Source organism: Lentilactobacillus kefiri (assembly GCF_007989105.1).
Classification (GTDB): Bacteria; Bacillota; Bacilli; order Lactobacillales; family Lactobacillaceae; genus Lentilactobacillus; species Lentilactobacillus kefiri.
Genome location: NZ_BJVK01000003.1, coordinates 66,133 through 82,128, shown reverse-complemented (window position 1 = coordinate 82,128; position 15,996 = coordinate 66,133). Strand labels below are relative to the sequence as shown.

Sequence of the window (15,996 nt, the reverse complement as noted above, 5' to 3'; positions counted from 1 at the left end):
TATTTAAATAATTACACTAAGTCCCTGCTGGAAGTGTTTGTTTTCAGCAGGGACTTTTTGTGGTCAAACTATGAATTAACAAGGCCACTAATGGTGAAAACGGCTTTTTACGTTTGGTTATGAGTCAAAAGGCGAGTGCATTATTATAAATGCCTGGTTAGATTATTGATTACATAATCGATTGATTCACTGTAAAATACTTTTTGAAAGCGATCTCATGTTTTTTGAGATCCAAGTGGTTTTAGACAAGGAGAATAAGAATGAACAAACCAATTTATCTAATCAGGGTGGCGTTTCAAACAATCATGATTGCAGGCATTTATTTCCTGTATTGTTCAAACCCTGATGGCAGCTTTACACTTCGAATCGGCCTGGTATTAGCCTGGCTGATTCTGTCCTGGATCTGTCAGATTTACCTAATGAAATTCCGTGGCTTACGGCCAGTTTCTCAAGAAACTGCCCGGCAAAAAGGGGATCATATCGATGAGGTCAATTTCTTTTTAGCAATTGCCTTGCTGCTCGCCTATGATTTCTTTGGTCCAATTGTTGCGGTTGGCTTTTATCTTTGGGATAAGCGAATTAACGCAAGTGCCTGATGGATAAATTAAATAATTAGAAAAAAGGAGTCACATGCCATTATCCTGACATGTGATTCCTTTTATTTTTGCTGCGGTGCCTCACCAAAATCAGGGACATCCTTGAGATGCTTGGTAATCTCTTCTGGAATTGGCAAAGTCGGGCTGATGACTTGATTATTGTGATAAATTTCATCGAATTGAGCCCGGTATTCACTAGGAGTCATTCCTGTCAACTGCTTAAATTGTCTCATGAACAATTTTTCGCCTTCAAAATAGGCATTCGCAGATATTTCTTTGATTGATAAATTGGTTTTGATCAATAAGGCTTGGGCGGTATGCAGTTTGAGCTGCAGGACATACTGTTTTGGCGGGATTCCAACCACTTTTTTGAACAGCCGGGAAAGGTACTGGGGATTGAGCTGCATGACATCGGCCATGTCTTGAACCGTCGGTGACTTGTAAAGATTGGTTCGAATCCATTCCTTTAGGCGATTAATCCGTTCGGTATCTTTGGTTTTAAAGTCCAGCTGGTTGAGCGTTAACTTACTAATACTCATGATAATCATCGTTATGAAATAGTTGGCCATCTTTCGGTCATACGCATTCTTTTGGTTGGTGTTAAGAAGCTGATGAATCAAAATCGTTAAATAATCAAGATTTGGAATTTTGAATTGTTGAGGAATTAAAATGTGTTTTGGACTTTCATCCTTATCGGACAATGTTAAAGAATTGGTACTTTCAAATACTTTAGTGTCCTTTGGCAGAATAAAATGCAGCCAGTAAAACTCAACGTCGCCAGGAGATGGCTCGGTTCCAGACATTAGAATATATGGTGGGACCAACAAAAGGTCATTGGGTTCCAAGGTATATTCTTGTTTAGCTACCCGTAAGTGAAGCTTGCCTTTTGTACAAATAATTAATTCAAAATCACCATGATGATATCTCGGATTATGCTTCCATCCTTTATGAGCGGAAAAAATACCGCCAACCATAAAAGTCACCACATCGTCAATGCTAAAACTATAATAATTCGTCATTTTGTCCACCTTTTTCGTAATAAAAACGTGAAATGTCATAAAAGTATACCACAATTAGTATTTTAGCAGTTTTTTTCGATTTGTGAAAGCGGCATCATTAGGAATGTAGAAAACGTTTTCTAACTTTATATAATATTTGTAGGTGGAAATGATGTTAAAAAAACATTTTAGATTCTTTGATTCATTCGGAACACAAGGATCAACCGCAACTGCTGATCCCGATGCAATTTCTCCAGAAACTGGGAAGCCATGGTCAAAGTCATATGTTTGGCGCTTCCTGATCGCGTTTGTTATTTATGGTATTTTGAACAACGCTGCCTTTACTTTAAACGGGGCCGTGTTGTTGCCTCAACATATTAAGGATGTTGGGATTGTTAATCCTACAGCCGCATACGGTATTATTACATCTGTTACGTCTCTGGTATCATTATTTGTAGGATACATTTGGGGAACTCTTTCTGATAAGACTCGTTCACGTTTCGGAAAGCGGACTCCTTGGATCTTCGTTGGTTCATTCGTTGCCGGAATTGGTTTGTATTCATTAGGAATTTTCGAATCAACTACTAGTTTGACCTTAGCTTACATCTTTAACACATTAGGCCAAAACGCTATTCAAACTCCAATGTATGCCTTCCTTGCCGACCGTGCACCTAAGAACGTTCGTGGTACATTATCAGCAGGTTTCGGTGCAACATCTATTGGTGCCCCAGTTGGTCAGTTCATTAGTTCATACTTCTTGGGTCAATCATTCCAGAACACTGGTTTCATCGTTGGTGGTGTTTTGATTGCCCTCTCAGGTTTAATTGTTCTGTTGATTACTCCAAGAGAAAAATCATCAAAAGACGCAGTTATTCCAAAGGAAGAATCAGTATTAGGTGTCTTTGCTACATTGCTGCCACCTAAGATGCACGGTGCCCATGATTTCTACAAGGCTTGTGCCGGCCGATTCTTAGTTATGACTAGTTACACTATGATCTTCCAATACTTGCTTTACATTCTTGAAAACCATATTGGATTATCAGTATTGGCTGCTGCTCGTGCCATGAACAAGTTGTCAATCTTTACTTTAGTTGTTTCATTACTTGGACTTGCATTCTCAGGTCCTATCTCAGACCGTTTGAAAGCACGTAAGATTCCTGTTGCTTTTGGTGGTATGTTCATGATCTTTGGTACTGTAAGTTTACTGTTGTTCAAGTCAGTTAACGGTGTTATCGGATACGTTGTTTTAGCTGGACTTGGTTATGGTATTTACTTGGCTGTTGATATGGCTTTGAACATCGATGTTATCCCTGCCGAAGCTAAGGAAAACAAGACAACCGGTAAATATGTTGGATTTGGTAATTTGACCAACACTGCTGGTCAAATGATCGCACCAGCTGCTACCTCAATGATTGTTACTGCAACTGGAAGCTATGGATTAGTATTCTGGGGATCAATCATTACAACCCTTGTTGGTACAGCATTTATTCTCTGGATCAAGCACGTTAAGTAAAGGAGTTTTAACTCATGGATACAAAACAAAGTACTCAAATTAATAATCTTAAAATTACATCACCATTTTGGAAGCGGTATCGTAAATTAATGGCTGATGACTCAATCCCATTCCAATGGGACATGATCAACGACAACAACGATGTTGAAGTTGAAAACGACCCATTCGCTGCTGGTGGTTCTGCTGACAAAAGTCACGCAATCGCCAACTTGAAGATTGCCGCTGGACGAATGAAGGGCGACTTCTTCGGAATGGAATTCCAAGACACTGATGTTTACAAGTGGTTGGAAAGTGCAGCTTATGTTTTGAACTATGCGCCAAGCGACAAGCTCAAAAAAGAAGCCGACTCTGTTGTTGATTTGATTGCTGATGCTCAAGAAGACGATGGTTATCTTTCAACTATGTTCCAAATTGAAATGCCAGAACGTAAGTTTAAGCGTCTTCAACAATCACACGAACTTTATTCAATGGGTCACTACATTGAAGCAGGTGTTGCTTACTACACAATTACCGGCAACCAAAAAGCTTTAAACATTGCTAAAAAGATGGCTGATTGCATCGATAGTCATTTTGGAACTGGCGAAGGTAAGATTCTCGGAATTCCAGGACATCCTGAAATTGAAAACGCTTTGGCTCGTTTATATGATGCAACTCATGAACAGAAGTACCTTGATTTAGCCAAGTACTTCATTACCCAACGTGGTAAGGATCCTGAGTTCTTTAACAAGCAAAACAAAGCTGACGGTGCTGACCGTAACTTCTTCCCTGGTCTTGACACCATCGGAAATGCTTACTACTTCGCTGACAAGCCTGTCACTGAACAAACTGAGCCTCATGGCCATGCTGTTCGAGTATTATACTTCTGTACTGGTTTGGCTCATGTTGCTCGATTGACTCATGACAAAGAATTGATGGATTCTGCCAACCGTCTTTGGAAAGACATCGTTAAGAAGCAAATGTACGTAACTGGTAACGTTGGTCAAACAACTACTGGTGAAGCATTTACTTACGACTACGATTTGCCCAACGATACTGATTACGGTGAGACTTGTGCCTCAGTTGCAATGGTATTCTTCGCTAAGCAAATGATGGAAACTCGTATGAGCGGCCAATACGGTGATATCATTGAAAAAGAATTATTCAATGGTGCATTAAGTGGAATTGCTTTGGATGGTAAACATTACTTCTATGTAAACCCATTGGAAGCAGATCCTAGAGCCAGCCACGGTAACCCAGGTAAGAACCATATCAACACCCGTCGTTCATCATGGTTTGCATGTGCATGTTGCCCATCAAACATCACCCGTTTACTTGCCTCAATTGACAAGTACATGTATGAAGTTAACGATGACGTTATCTTGTCACATCAATTCATTGCTAACGACACAACATTCAAGAACGGTGTTGAAGTTAACCAAGAGAGCAACTTCCCTTGGAGCGGTGATATTAAATTTACAATTACCAACCAAAACAAAGAAGATTTCAAGTTTGGAATCCGAATTCCAAGCTGGAGCCGTAACAAGTATGACGTTAAGGTTAACGGCGACTCAGTTGACCCTGAATTACAAGACGGCATCATTTACATTCTAGTTTCAGATTCTGAAATGACCATTACCTTAAGCCTCGACATGGATACTAAGCTTGTTCGTGCCAACACCAAGGTAAAAGATGATATGAACAAAGTTGCAATTCAACGTGGACCAGTTGTTTACTGTGCCGAAGAAGCTGACAACAAAGCTCCTCTTTGGGACTACCGTTTGGACGACAAGCCACAGATGGATTACAAGTATGAAAAATCATTGTTGGATGGTGTAGGTGTTATCGAAACTTCCGATGCCAAGATGGCTCAAGAAGATGGCGATGAGCTCTATTACACCGATGACATTTCATGGAAGCCAGCCAAGATGACGTTCATTCCATACTATGCTTGGGCCAACCGTTCCGAAGGTCAAATGCGTGTATGGCAGGATATTAATCGTTAATAACAGGTTTCTGACACAAATATTATCCGACTAGATCCAGCTTCATTGGATCAAAAAATAAAGTCTCTTTTCGTAAGCTAACCCCATTGCTTACGGAAAGAGACTTTTTGATTACATAAATTGATTTCCAGACCCATCGTCTGGCGTATTTGGCTTTAAACTAATGTATTTTTTGCGGTATTCAGAAGGTGACATGCCATAGCCTTTCTTGAAAGCCATGGAGAAGTAATACACATTTTGATAACCCACTTTGGTAGCAATCGTACTGATCTGATCGGAAGTTAACAGCAAATACTTAGTCGCTTCCTCCAACCGGTACTTGGTCAGTAGGTTATTTGGCGTAATTCCAAATGTTTTCTTCATATATAATGAAACTGAATTTGGGTGAATATGAAATTCCTTACCAAGTTCTTCATAGGTAATCTTTTCATCAAAATGATCTTCGATATATCTTTGAATCTTATTGGCAACCATGACCATTGGAGACTCCTGCGGCGTTTGGACTTGAACCAGCTGGAGAAGATCCAGAAATAGTTGTTGGGCTTTCCAAAATTCAATTGAGTTTTGAGTCGTATCTGAATGGTTTTCGTTGGATTTTCGACTGTTGGCGAAGATCTTATTCATCATCGAGATAACCGTGTCTTCGTTTGGAATCGTCTGCTGCTTTCTTAAGAACAGGGTAATCGTCGAAGTGTAATAATGAATTGCCGGAACTGAGATGACTGGTCGAACTTGCTTTGGCTCTGCGGCTTGAACATAACTGCCGGTTGTCGTGAAGTGAATCCAATAATATTCCGTCGTTTCATCCATCGGCTTCCAGGAATAATGGTGGTGCTGCGGTTGTAGTATGAACATTTCGCCGGCACTGACCGTGTACTTTTTGTCATCTTCGGCGATATATAATTTTCCTCGTTTCATAAACATCATAACGAAAAATTGAAAATTCTTGCGATTGGGATGTCTTTCACCAGGTCTAAAGATAACATGACCACTCTGGATATATGTTGGTGTTGGCAGGCAAGATATCGATAAATACTCCTTAACCATGAAAAAACCTCCAATGTTGGTCGGCTTTAGATTCGAAGCAGATTAGATTTTATAAATAAACCTTTTGATATTATAAAAATAGCTCATAAACCATAAAAAGTCAAATTATCCATTTCTTATTGAAAAGTTGGCATATTTTATGAATGCCGATTTGATGGGATTGATGGCTTGCTCAGTAAATAATTAAAGCGCTTTTAATTTTATGTTGTATTTTATAAATGATTGATAGAATAATAGATTTTAATTAACGCATTTAGCATGTATTCTATTAATCGTAAGCGGTTACAGAATAGCACCTCTCAAAATTCACTTTTCACCAGAAAGGACGATTTAAAATGAAACCGGTATCATACTATGATATTCAATATTTACCAGGTTCGACCTTAAAAGAAAAATTTGATCGTAACATTAATTGGATGCTTTCACTCACGACAGACCAATTACTGTACAACTATCGTAAAAACGCAGGGATGGATACCAAGGGTGCAACACCTTTGACTATCTGGGAATCACCGGATTGGTTCTTTAGAGGCCATTTCACCGGTCATTATCTCTCAGGAGCTTCCAAGAGTTTCGTAGAACTTAACAATATGGATGATACGGAAACCGCCCGTGAATTGAAAAAGCGTGTTGATAAAATTGTCGATGGTCTGAAAGAATGCCAACAAAAGTTTGATACATTCGAAGAATTCCCCGGCTATTTAGCTGCAGAACCTTCAAAGCGATTTGATGATATTGAAAAGCTTCGATTCAACGGCAATCACTATGTTCCTTACTATGCTGTTCAAAAGTTGATGGATGGCTTGATGGACGCATATGAATTTACTGGCAACAAGATTGCTCTTGATTTAACAGAAAACATGACTCATTACTTTGAAAAACGGATGGCCCGCCTAACACCGGAACGAATCAATGCAATGATTGATACCCGCTGGTACCAAGGAAACGGCCAGTATGTCTTCCATCAAGAGTTTGGTGCAATGCATCGAACACTATTGAGACTTTACGAAATGACTGGCAAGAAAGAACAGGATGTCTTTGACCTTGCTGAAAAGTTTGATCGTAAATGGTTCCGTGACATGCTTATCAATAACGATGATGAATTAGGCTATTACTCATGCCACTCAAACACCGAATTGGTTTGTGCCGAAGGAATGCTTGAATATTATCACACCACTGGTGATGAGAAGTATAAAAAGGGCGTTGTCAACTACATGAATTGGATGCATACCGGCCATGAATTGCCTACCAAAGGAATTTCAGGACGTTCTGCATATCCAGCACCTGCTGACTACGGATCAGAATTATATGATTATCCTGAAATGTTCTTCAAGCATTTATCCAAGTTAAATGGTGAAAGCTGCTGTTCACATGATTTGAACTACTTGAGTTCAGAACTTTTTGCCGACACCAAAGATGTCACTTTAATGGATGACTACGAGATTCGTTTCATCAACGCCATCATGGCTCAGCAGAATAATGACAGCGCTATCGCAGAATATCTCTACAACCTGAGTGTTTCACCAAATGCGACTAAAGAGTTCGATCGTGGCGGCTTCTGGTGCTGTGTAGGTAGTGGAACAGAACGTCATTCAACATTAGTTGACGGAATTTACTACGAAGACGGTAACGACATTTATGTTGCTCAATACTTCGATTCAATCTTGAACTTGAAGGACAAGGGCATCACGATCACCCAGGATTCACATTACCCTGATCAACATTTTGCCCACATTACCGTTGAATCAGATAAAGACCAGGAATTCACTGTTTACGTTCGAGTTCCCAAGTGGAGTGCAGAAACCACTATTACCGTTGATGGTAAAAAGGTCAGTGCTCAACCAAAGAATGGCTTTGTTGCAATCAAACGCAGTTGGGGCAAGAAGTCAGAAATCAAAGTTAACCTTGATTTCCAACTTCACTACCAAACCCTTGCTGATCGTTTCAACCGAGTTGCCATCTATTACGGCCCAATCTTATTAGCTGCACAGACTAAAGACTTACCAACTTCCACAAAACCAGCTGCTGAATATTTGGCAGACTTGGTTAAAGTTGAAGATAAGAATCAATTCAGACTTTCCGGTACTGATATCATCTTCAAATCACTTCCGGAAATTCCAGCCGATACCCCTTACAACGTTTACGTAAAGGTTCCTGAAGAAGAAGTCGCAACAACGATTGATACTCAAAACGACAGTGACAATCCTGTAAATGAAGACCATTCATGGACATTGGCTGTTGATCCTGAAAAGAAGAACTACTTGAAGATTACCTATGACTATCTTGATGGTGATGTTTACAGCTTCCAGATCCAAGATGATGACAAGGTTCTGTTCACTCAAACAATTAAGAACGAAGAGTGGCCGGAAGATTCCTACTACATCTACCCATTGCCAGCTGATGCCACTAAGGGTAAGAACAAGATTAATATCAAGATTACCCCGCTTGACTATGAAGGATTAAACTTCGACATTGCCAACATCAACAAAATTGAAACAATGGTAGCAAACAAATAACAATTCCAGGAGGCCTTTACACATGAAGTCAGAATTTCTGACAGTTGAACAAAACAAGCGTGGAGCGATTACCAAGCTCCAGTTGAATTCTGATAAATCCAATATGAACTGGGTAATCGATCCTGATTATCTTAAGTCACTCGGATATGATGACTTGGATAAATTATTTGGCGAATTTAATATTACGGTCAATGGTCAAAAGCACCGTAGTATCGATCAGGTTCCTGAAGTGAGTGGGGATGATACCCACAGCAAGATTCAATTCAAAGTCGATGACCTGTCACTGGTTCAACAGTTTGAACTGATCGGCAACTCATTTAAATGGAATTTCACGATTCAAAATAATGGCAAAGACGACATTAACATTAGTAATCTGGGCGTTTGGATCAGCTTGGCATATGTCATGTTCAGAGACAAGAACGTTAAGCGTAACGCCAACCAGTCCGTTGCCGTCTTCCCACAGATTTCAAAGAACTACACCAAGCTCGCGGCGGTTCGTCGTGATAATACAGCACCTAACATGGGTGTTTACCAAACCAAAGGCGAAGTGCTATCAGTCGGAACTTTCAACGATTACACCAACCGATTCTTTGAAAATGTTTCCCCATCATTGGATGGAATGCTTTTCCACGAGATTGTTTTGGCCGGAGGTTATGATGATGACCGCAGGCCGCACAACGATTGGATTTATTCTCAAAAGCCGCTGGTTGTTAAACCCGGTGAAAGCAAAAACTGGGAATTCTATTTGAAGCCATTTACCGACCAAAAGGATTTCTATGATATTGCTACCAGATTATATAACCATCCGCGGTTCGCATTTGAACCAATGATTTCTCAAGGTTCTTATCAAGTATTCACCATCCATCTTGCAAAAGGTCAGGTGTTGAAACGGATCTCTGTTCGACACAAAGATGGTGACCAAATCGTTGATCAGGATATGACCGACCACATTGAAAACGGCCGCCTGGTATACGAGCCTCAAGGGCTTGGCGAACATCAAGTAATTCTTGAATTTGCCGATGGCACAGTTGATATGGGCGTCTTCAACGTCATGAGCTCAATCAACGAATTGCTTCGTAATCGTGCCAACTATGTTTCAGCTCATTCATATGCCGGTAAGGATGGCAAGGTGCCATATAGCTTCGGCCCTGTATCCAATCAGGGTGAATCCATCGGAAAGATGACCTTCATTCTTCAAGAATGCCTTCTCGATGACAAGGTTAAAGATGCTGACAAGCAGATTGCCCAAGTCGAAGAAAGTGCTGTGAAGTATGTTCGACCGAAATGGTTTGAAAATGGCGACTTTAGGAAGCCCGCTAAATTGTACGGCGACTTTTACCGCCTGATGGATTTGGAATATATCACCCATATGTTTTATCTCTTATCCAAGTGCCCAGCTTCATCACTGAAGTTGAACAAGCCTAATGATTATCTGTCATGGGCAGCTCAGGTATTCGATGTCCGGGTTAATCCGGATCTCAATGATAATGAACGTGGTAAGACAGAAGCTCAGATGCTTGGAACATACGGACTTTATATTGAAGACTTGTTAGCCGACCTGCAAAAGAGCGGGCTGGACAAGGAGTATTCCGAAATATCCAAGTCGTGGAAGTCGGTTACCGACCGGCTTGCCGCTAACAGTGATTCTTTGGAAGCAGCCATGACGGAGCATTTCTTCGATAACGCTGGGTTTGGTCCAGCCGCTGGCGCCCTTGCTTTAACCGGCAACGTTCACGCGGCAATGACCTACGGTGAGTTGCTGAAAGCCAACATCGGGTACAGTAATGACTTCAGGTCACAAAGCCCTGATCGTTGGTGGGAAGCCCTGTCATACATGATTCATGCATTGTGGGGCGGCTTAACCGCCGCATCAGCCCAAATTGCCGGTGAGAAGCTTCAGGATCCTGAATTAGTGGAAGCTGCTTATCGAGCTACCGGTGCCATTCTTTACATGTATGATTCCAACGCGACTGCAACCAACAGAATGCTGAAGCCTGGCGAAGCCGCCTCAACATACAGTATTGCGGGTCCCAACCTGAACCGGCCGGATCTTTCCAGAAACCGATTTGGCCAATCAATCTTCGCTTCGGACGGCGGCATTTTTGCCCGTTTGTTCCCAGATGGTTATACCGGCGAAGATGACTGGGATATGGGTGAAGAATTGGTTGCCTTCCTCAATGGATTTGGTCAAAAGACTTATATCTACAAGGATAAGGAAAAAGGCCTGACAGCCGTCAATGGACGTGTGAAAAAACTTGTTGACGAACATTATGAAATTCAAAGTTTTGCTCCATATATCCAAGAATATATCTTCTTGGATGATGGTCAGACCTTGAACAGTAATAAAGATAAAGCATTATTTGATCTTACAACTCGTAAGTTTGAATAAAATAAGCAGTTCACTTTAGGAGGTGGTGGTTCCGTTTCACATATTGTTTTGCAATTATTTTCAATAAAATTCGGATAGGAGATTATGATCATGGATAAAAACGCTGCTAGTGCAGCAGGTACCAGCAAAGACAGCGCCAACGTTAAACTGTCTGTTTGGGAGAAAACAGCTTACTCCTTTACTGATATGGCTGGTAACTTGCTTTATGTTACAATTTCAAGTTATATTCTTTATTTCTATACTGATGTTTTCGGTATTTCAGTTGGTGGTGCAGGTTTAATCCTGTTAGTTGCCCGTTTCTTTGATGCAGTTAGTGCACCAGTTTGGGGATCAATTGTTGACCACACCCATACAAAATGGGGCCAAAGCCGACCTTACTTCTTATGGCTGGCAATTCCATTTGCCGTTGCAACATTCTTAGCATTTACTGCTCCAAACTTACACGGTACTGCTAAGTTATGGTATGCCGGATTTACTTACATCTTAGCCGCTGGGGTTGTTTATATTGGTATTCAAACTCCAATTACTGCTATTCTTCCCAGCTTAACTACTAACGGCCAGGAACGTATCAATGCCAACACATTCCGTATGTGTGGTGGTTCCATTGGTTCATTCATCACTAGTACTTTCGCCTTACCATTAGTTGCATTCTTTGGTAAAGGTGACGATAAAGTTGGTTTCATGTGGACAATGTTCTTCTTCGGCTTACTTGCCGTTATCTTACTTTTCCTTTCATTCAAAGGGATGAAAGAACGGACCATTGCTGTTCAAAAGCCAATTCCATTCAAGGATTCTTTGAAAGCTACTGTTGGTAACAACCCATGGTACATCTTGGTTGTATCATTCGTTATTTACTGGGTTGCTCAATCAACTCGTAACGGAATCTCAGTTTACTATGCTAAATACAACTTGGGTAACGAACAATTAACCTCTGTATTTAACGGTCTCCAAGTTCTTGGTATCATCGCTACTATTTGTATCCCATTTGTTGTTAAAGTTACCAACAAGACAATGACAATGATCATTGGTTTGGCAATTGGTGCTGCTGGTCAAATCATGATGGGTATGGTTGGCAACAACTTTACTCTGGTTATCATTGCTTGGATTATCGGTATCTTCGGTGCTTCAACTGCCGTTGCTATGCCATTTGGTATGTTAGCCGATACTGTTGATTATGGTGAATGGAAGACAGGTATCCGTGCTCCTGGTTTCTTAACTGCCGTTGGTTCTGCCTTCTGTATCCAGTTAGGTTCAGGATTCGGTTCATTCATTCCTTCAAAGATCATGGCTGCTGCCGGATTCGTTGCTAACAAGACACAAACTGCCCATGCCCTTAGCGCAATTCACTTTACATTTATCTACTTCCCAGTTATTGTGTACGCTATCGTTGCTGCAATCATGTGCTTGTACTTCAAGTACGAAAAGATGGAACCACAAATTAAAGCTGAATTAGCTGCTCGTCATGATGCTGAAGCAAAGAACTAATTCGCATTAATAATCGTCTGATGTAACGCTTGAACGCAGATAAGGTGGTGATGCATTCATTCAGAAAATCTTGATACTTGATGAAGCCAACATTATTTCTGACATAATGTTTTCACGAACCCCATTCGTGTTATTGAGTTACCCATCATAAAAAAGAGTTTGGATTGTTGAAAAACAGTTCAAACTCTTTTTTGATTAATTATTTGAAAAGAATAAGAAAATGTGAACATCTGTCATAAATCTTTTGATAATATATAACATAACAGTGTAAGTCGGAGCCGTTATTTGGATCGCGTCTGCAGTTGGATGTTGTGTAAATTTGAAATCAGAAAGTGGGAATAACCGTGACGAATGTAAAGGCATATATTGAATCAATCAAAGACCAAATCGACCGTCGTGATCCTGACCAAAAGGAATTCCAGGAGGCTGTATTTACCGTTCTGGACAGTTTGAAGCCAACTTTGGAAGAACACCCAGAGTATGTCGAAGCAAACCTCTTGGGGCAACTGGTCGAGCCTGAACGGGTCATTCAATTCAGAGTACCTTGGCAGTCGGATGACGGCAAGTTCAACGTTAGCCGTGGCTTCCGAGTTCAATTTAATTCCGCCATCGGGCCATACAAAGGTGGCCTAAGGTTACATCCGACCGTTAATTTGAGTGTTGTTAAATTTCTTGGCTTTGAGCAAATTCTTAAAAATAGTTTGACTGGATTACCAATCGGCGGAGCCAAAGGTGGAAGCGACTTTGATCCAAAAGGAAAATCAAATTCAGAAATTATGCGTTTTTGTCAAAGCTTCATGACTGAGTTACAGCGTCATATTGGGCCTGATTTAGATGTCCCAGCAGGCGATATTGGGGTTGGCGGCCGGGAAATTGGTTATCTGTTTGGGGCGTATAAACGCTTAAACGGCTATCAAAATGGTGTTCTGACTGGTAAAGGTCTTACATTTGGCGGTAGTCTTGCCCGTACGGAAGCCACCGGCTTTGGCCTGCTTTATTACACCAACGCCATGTTAAAGGCTCAGGGCGACACTTTAACCGGCAAAAAAATCAAGATTTCCGGTGCCGGTAACGTTGCCACGTACGCCATTCAAAAAGCAACCGAACTTGGCGCAAAGGTCATCACCGTTTCGGATTCCAATGGTTATATTTATGATCCTAAGGGAATTGATTATAAGGTCGTTAAACAAATCAAAGAAGTTGAACGCGGTCGAATTCGTGACTATGCCGATCGGGTTGAGTCAGCTGAATACCATGGCGGATCTGTCTGGAACTTTGATGTGGATTACGACATTGCTTTGCCATGTGCCACACAAAATGAAATTAACAAAGATCAAGCTAAACTCATCGTCAAAGACGGTGTTAAATACGTGTGTGAAGGGGCCAACATGCCCAGCTATCCAGACGCAATCGCCGTTTATCGGGATGGCAATATTTTGTATGGGCCTGCCAAAGCAGCCAATGCCGGTGGGGTAGCTGTTTCAGCCCTTGAAATGAGTCAAAATAGCGAACGTCTCGCATGGAGTTTTGAAACGGTTGATAATCGTCTTCAAGACATTATGGAAGATATCTTTGCCAAGTCAGAAGCGGCCGACAAGAAGTATCATTTGGACAAAGATTATCAGGCTGGGGCAAATATTGCCGGCTTTGAAAAGGTTGCGGAAGCAATGATGGCTCAGGGATTAGTCTAAAATGTTAAAATGAAGACAAAGTAAACTTTCAAGGATGATTCGATTGTGGTATGTTAGTTACCAAACAATCTAAGGAGGAATTTACAATGGGTCTAATCATTACAGGAGTCATCATCCTGGTTATCATCATCGCCGTTATCTTGATGTATAACGGTTTGGTGAACCAAAGAAACTTGGTTGACGAAGCAGCCAGTCAAATTGATGTTCAATTACAACGTCGAGGAGACTTGCTTCCCAACTTACTGGAAACAGTTAAAGGATACGCTAAGCATGAACAGGAAACTTTTGCCAAAGTAACTGCCATGCGTTCACAAATCCAAGACCCCAACGTCAGCTTGGGAGACAAGGTTAAGGCGGATAATCAATTAACCGGCGCCTTGAATCACTTGTTTGCAGTTTCCGAGAACTATCCGGAATTAAAAGCCAACCAAAACTTCTTGGCACTCCAGGAAGAATTAACCAATACCGAAAACAAGATTGCTTTTTCCCGACAGAACTACAACAGCAATGTCATGGTTTACAACAACAAACTGCAAACCTTCCCAAGCAATTTAGTTGCTAAATTCGGAAACTTTCCAGTACACAGTTATCTTGAAGTACCTGAAAAGTCTAAAGAAGTACCACAGATGAAATTTTAAAGGGGACTGACTGATAATGGACACCATAAATCAGCAAGTTCAGCAAAATCGACGGCGAACCTGGTCAGTGATGGCAGTGTTCGTTGTTTTAATCGCAATCATTGGTTTTTTGATTGGTCTGGTGTTTGCTCTCGCCACCAACGATGAAGGCTCAGTGGATTGGATTGTTCCGACCTACACCATGGTTGGATTTCTAATTGGCGCCGGATTATATTCACTCTTTGTCTATAGTCAGGTCACCAATATTTTGATGAAGTCAGCAAATGCTCATCAGCTGCAGGAGTCGGATGACCCTGAACTGTTTAACATTGTCAGCGATCTCGCAATGGTTGCCCACATTCCAATGCCGTCAATCTATCAGACTGACGATCCATCACCCAACGCCTTCGCTACCGGACGTGATCCAAAACACGCAGCCGTAGCGGTCACCAAAGGCCTTCGGGAAATGATGAATCGTGAGGAACTTGAAGGTGTGCTTGCTCATGAAATTTCGCATATTAAAAATTACGATATCCGGGTTTCATCAATCACGGTTGCTTTAACGACCTTTATTGCCGGTGCCGGGACTGTTTTAATTGTTGCCGGAATTGGGCTTATTCGTGGTGGCCGCTGGTTTAGCTGGTTCGGCACCGACAGCGATGACGATTCCAAAGCTGGCTGGGCTGTGGCTATTGGAATATTAACCTTTGGCTTAATTATGTGGCTTGGCGGCTGGGTCATCCGAATTATCGGTGTGCCGGTTGCCCAGATTCTTCAATTCTCTGTTTCCCGACAGCGGGAATCATTGGCGGATGTTTCCGGGGTTAATTTGACTCGGGATCCTCAGGGGCTGATTGATGCTTTGACATTGCTCAAAGATGATTCAACACCGACGAATAATCCAACTGCCAAAGGTGCAGCACTCTACATCAATGAGCCGATCACCCGTAAGGGCAAAACACCGTTTCTTGTTAAGATGTTTGATACTCATCCACCGTTGGACGAACGAATCGCCCGTCTTAAAAGACTCCTTGGTGAACAATAATCAGATTTTTATGGTTTGATCTCTGTATTTAACAGAGACCAAGCCTTTTTTATTGCTCAAAATTGCCTAAATGCCGGGTGTAACTTAAGAAATCCAGCTGTCACGTTTAATCAAAAC

General features: G+C 41.3%; 11 protein-coding genes. 9 read left to right on the top strand and 2 right to left on the bottom strand.

Annotation, left to right across the window (positions count from 1 at the left end):
- Nucleotides 1-260 precede the first annotated feature (260 nt).
- Nucleotides 261-596, top strand: coding sequence for a hypothetical protein (locus LKE01_RS02020; RefSeq protein WP_054768771.1), 336 nt, complete (start codon nt 261-263; stop codon nt 594-596).
- A gap of 62 nt (nt 597-658) precedes the next feature.
- Here LKE01_RS02020 and LKE01_RS02015 read toward each other — a convergent pair whose 3' ends face one another.
- The gene (locus tag LKE01_RS02015) at nt 659-1,615 is read right to left on the bottom strand and encodes an AraC family transcriptional regulator (RefSeq protein ID WP_225364652.1); all 957 of its coding nucleotides are present in this window, start codon (nt 1,613-1,615) and stop codon (nt 659-661) included.
- 151 nt (nt 1,616-1,766) lie between these two features.
- Here LKE01_RS02015 and LKE01_RS02010 point away from each other — a divergent pair, with 151 nt between their 5' ends.
- Nucleotides 1,767-3,107 (top strand): MFS transporter, encoded by a 1,341-nt coding sequence (locus tag LKE01_RS02010; protein ID WP_054768770.1) that lies wholly within the window; start codon nt 1,767-1,769, stop codon nt 3,105-3,107.
- 14 nt (nt 3,108-3,121) lie between these two features.
- Entirely contained in the window at nt 3,122-5,089 is a 1,968-nt protein-coding gene (locus LKE01_RS02005) for a glycoside hydrolase family 127 protein (RefSeq protein WP_056983037.1), read from the top strand.
- A gap of 111 nt (nt 5,090-5,200) precedes the next feature.
- Here LKE01_RS02005 and LKE01_RS02000 read toward each other — a convergent pair whose 3' ends face one another.
- A complete protein-coding gene (locus LKE01_RS02000; protein WP_056983038.1) occupies nt 5,201-6,136 on the bottom strand; it encodes an AraC family transcriptional regulator in 936 nt (311 codons plus the stop codon).
- Nucleotides 6,137-6,471: 335 nt separating this feature from the next.
- Here LKE01_RS02000 and LKE01_RS01995 point away from each other — a divergent pair, with 335 nt between their 5' ends.
- The 6 genes from LKE01_RS01995 to LKE01_RS01970 all read left to right on the top strand — a co-directional run bounded on the left by LKE01_RS01995 (nt 6,472) and on the right by LKE01_RS01970 (nt 15,879).
- The gene (locus tag LKE01_RS01995; RefSeq protein ID WP_054768768.1) at nt 6,472-8,652 is read left to right on the top strand and encodes a beta-L-arabinofuranosidase domain-containing protein; all 2,181 of its coding nucleotides are present in this window, start codon (nt 6,472-6,474) and stop codon (nt 8,650-8,652) included.
- 22 nt (nt 8,653-8,674) lie between these two features.
- The gene (locus tag LKE01_RS01990; RefSeq protein WP_054768767.1) at nt 8,675-11,041 is read left to right on the top strand and encodes a hypothetical protein; all 2,367 of its coding nucleotides are present in this window, start codon (nt 8,675-8,677) and stop codon (nt 11,039-11,041) included.
- A 90-nt stretch (nt 11,042-11,131) separates the two neighbouring features.
- A complete protein-coding gene (locus LKE01_RS01985) occupies nt 11,132-12,526 on the top strand; it encodes a glycoside-pentoside-hexuronide (GPH):cation symporter (RefSeq protein ID WP_371861705.1) in 1,395 nt (464 codons plus the stop codon).
- Between the two features lie 344 nt (nt 12,527-12,870).
- Nucleotides 12,871-14,217, top strand: a complete 1,347-nt coding sequence (gdhA, locus tag LKE01_RS01980) for an NADP-specific glutamate dehydrogenase (RefSeq protein WP_056983043.1) — start codon at nt 12,871-12,873, stop codon at nt 14,215-14,217.
- Nucleotides 14,218-14,303: 86 nt separating this feature from the next.
- Nucleotides 14,304-14,855 (top strand): LemA family protein, encoded by a 552-nt coding sequence (locus tag LKE01_RS01975; protein WP_054768766.1) that lies wholly within the window; start codon nt 14,304-14,306, stop codon nt 14,853-14,855.
- Between the two features lie 16 nt (nt 14,856-14,871).
- Nucleotides 14,872-15,879, top strand: coding sequence for a M48 family metalloprotease (locus LKE01_RS01970; RefSeq protein WP_056983045.1), 1,008 nt, complete (start codon nt 14,872-14,874; stop codon nt 15,877-15,879).
- Nucleotides 15,880-15,996: the final 117 nt, after the last annotated feature.

What these genes read in the sequence shown, in the direction of transcription:
- LKE01_RS02020 (WP_054768771.1), top strand. Translation starts at nt 261, where the DNA reads ATGAACAAACCAATTTATCTAATCAGGGTGGCGTTTCAAACAATCATG.
- LKE01_RS02015 (WP_225364652.1), bottom strand. Translation starts at nt 1,615, where the DNA reads ATGACGAATTATTATAGTTTTAGCATTGACGATGTGGTGACTTTTATG.
- LKE01_RS02010 (WP_054768770.1), top strand. Translation starts at nt 1,767, where the DNA reads ATGTTAAAAAAACATTTTAGATTCTTTGATTCATTCGGAACACAAGGA.
- LKE01_RS02005 (WP_056983037.1), top strand. Translation starts at nt 3,122, where the DNA reads ATGGATACAAAACAAAGTACTCAAATTAATAATCTTAAAATTACATCA.
- LKE01_RS02000 (WP_056983038.1), bottom strand. Translation starts at nt 6,136, where the DNA reads ATGGTTAAGGAGTATTTATCGATATCTTGCCTGCCAACACCAACATAT.
- LKE01_RS01995 (WP_054768768.1), top strand. Translation starts at nt 6,472, where the DNA reads ATGAAACCGGTATCATACTATGATATTCAATATTTACCAGGTTCGACC.
- LKE01_RS01990 (WP_054768767.1), top strand. Translation starts at nt 8,675, where the DNA reads ATGAAGTCAGAATTTCTGACAGTTGAACAAAACAAGCGTGGAGCGATT.
- LKE01_RS01985 (WP_371861705.1), top strand. Translation starts at nt 11,132, where the DNA reads ATGGATAAAAACGCTGCTAGTGCAGCAGGTACCAGCAAAGACAGCGCC.
- LKE01_RS01975 (WP_054768766.1), top strand. Translation starts at nt 14,304, where the DNA reads ATGGGTCTAATCATTACAGGAGTCATCATCCTGGTTATCATCATCGCC.
- LKE01_RS01970 (WP_056983045.1), top strand. Translation starts at nt 14,872, where the DNA reads ATGGACACCATAAATCAGCAAGTTCAGCAAAATCGACGGCGAACCTGG.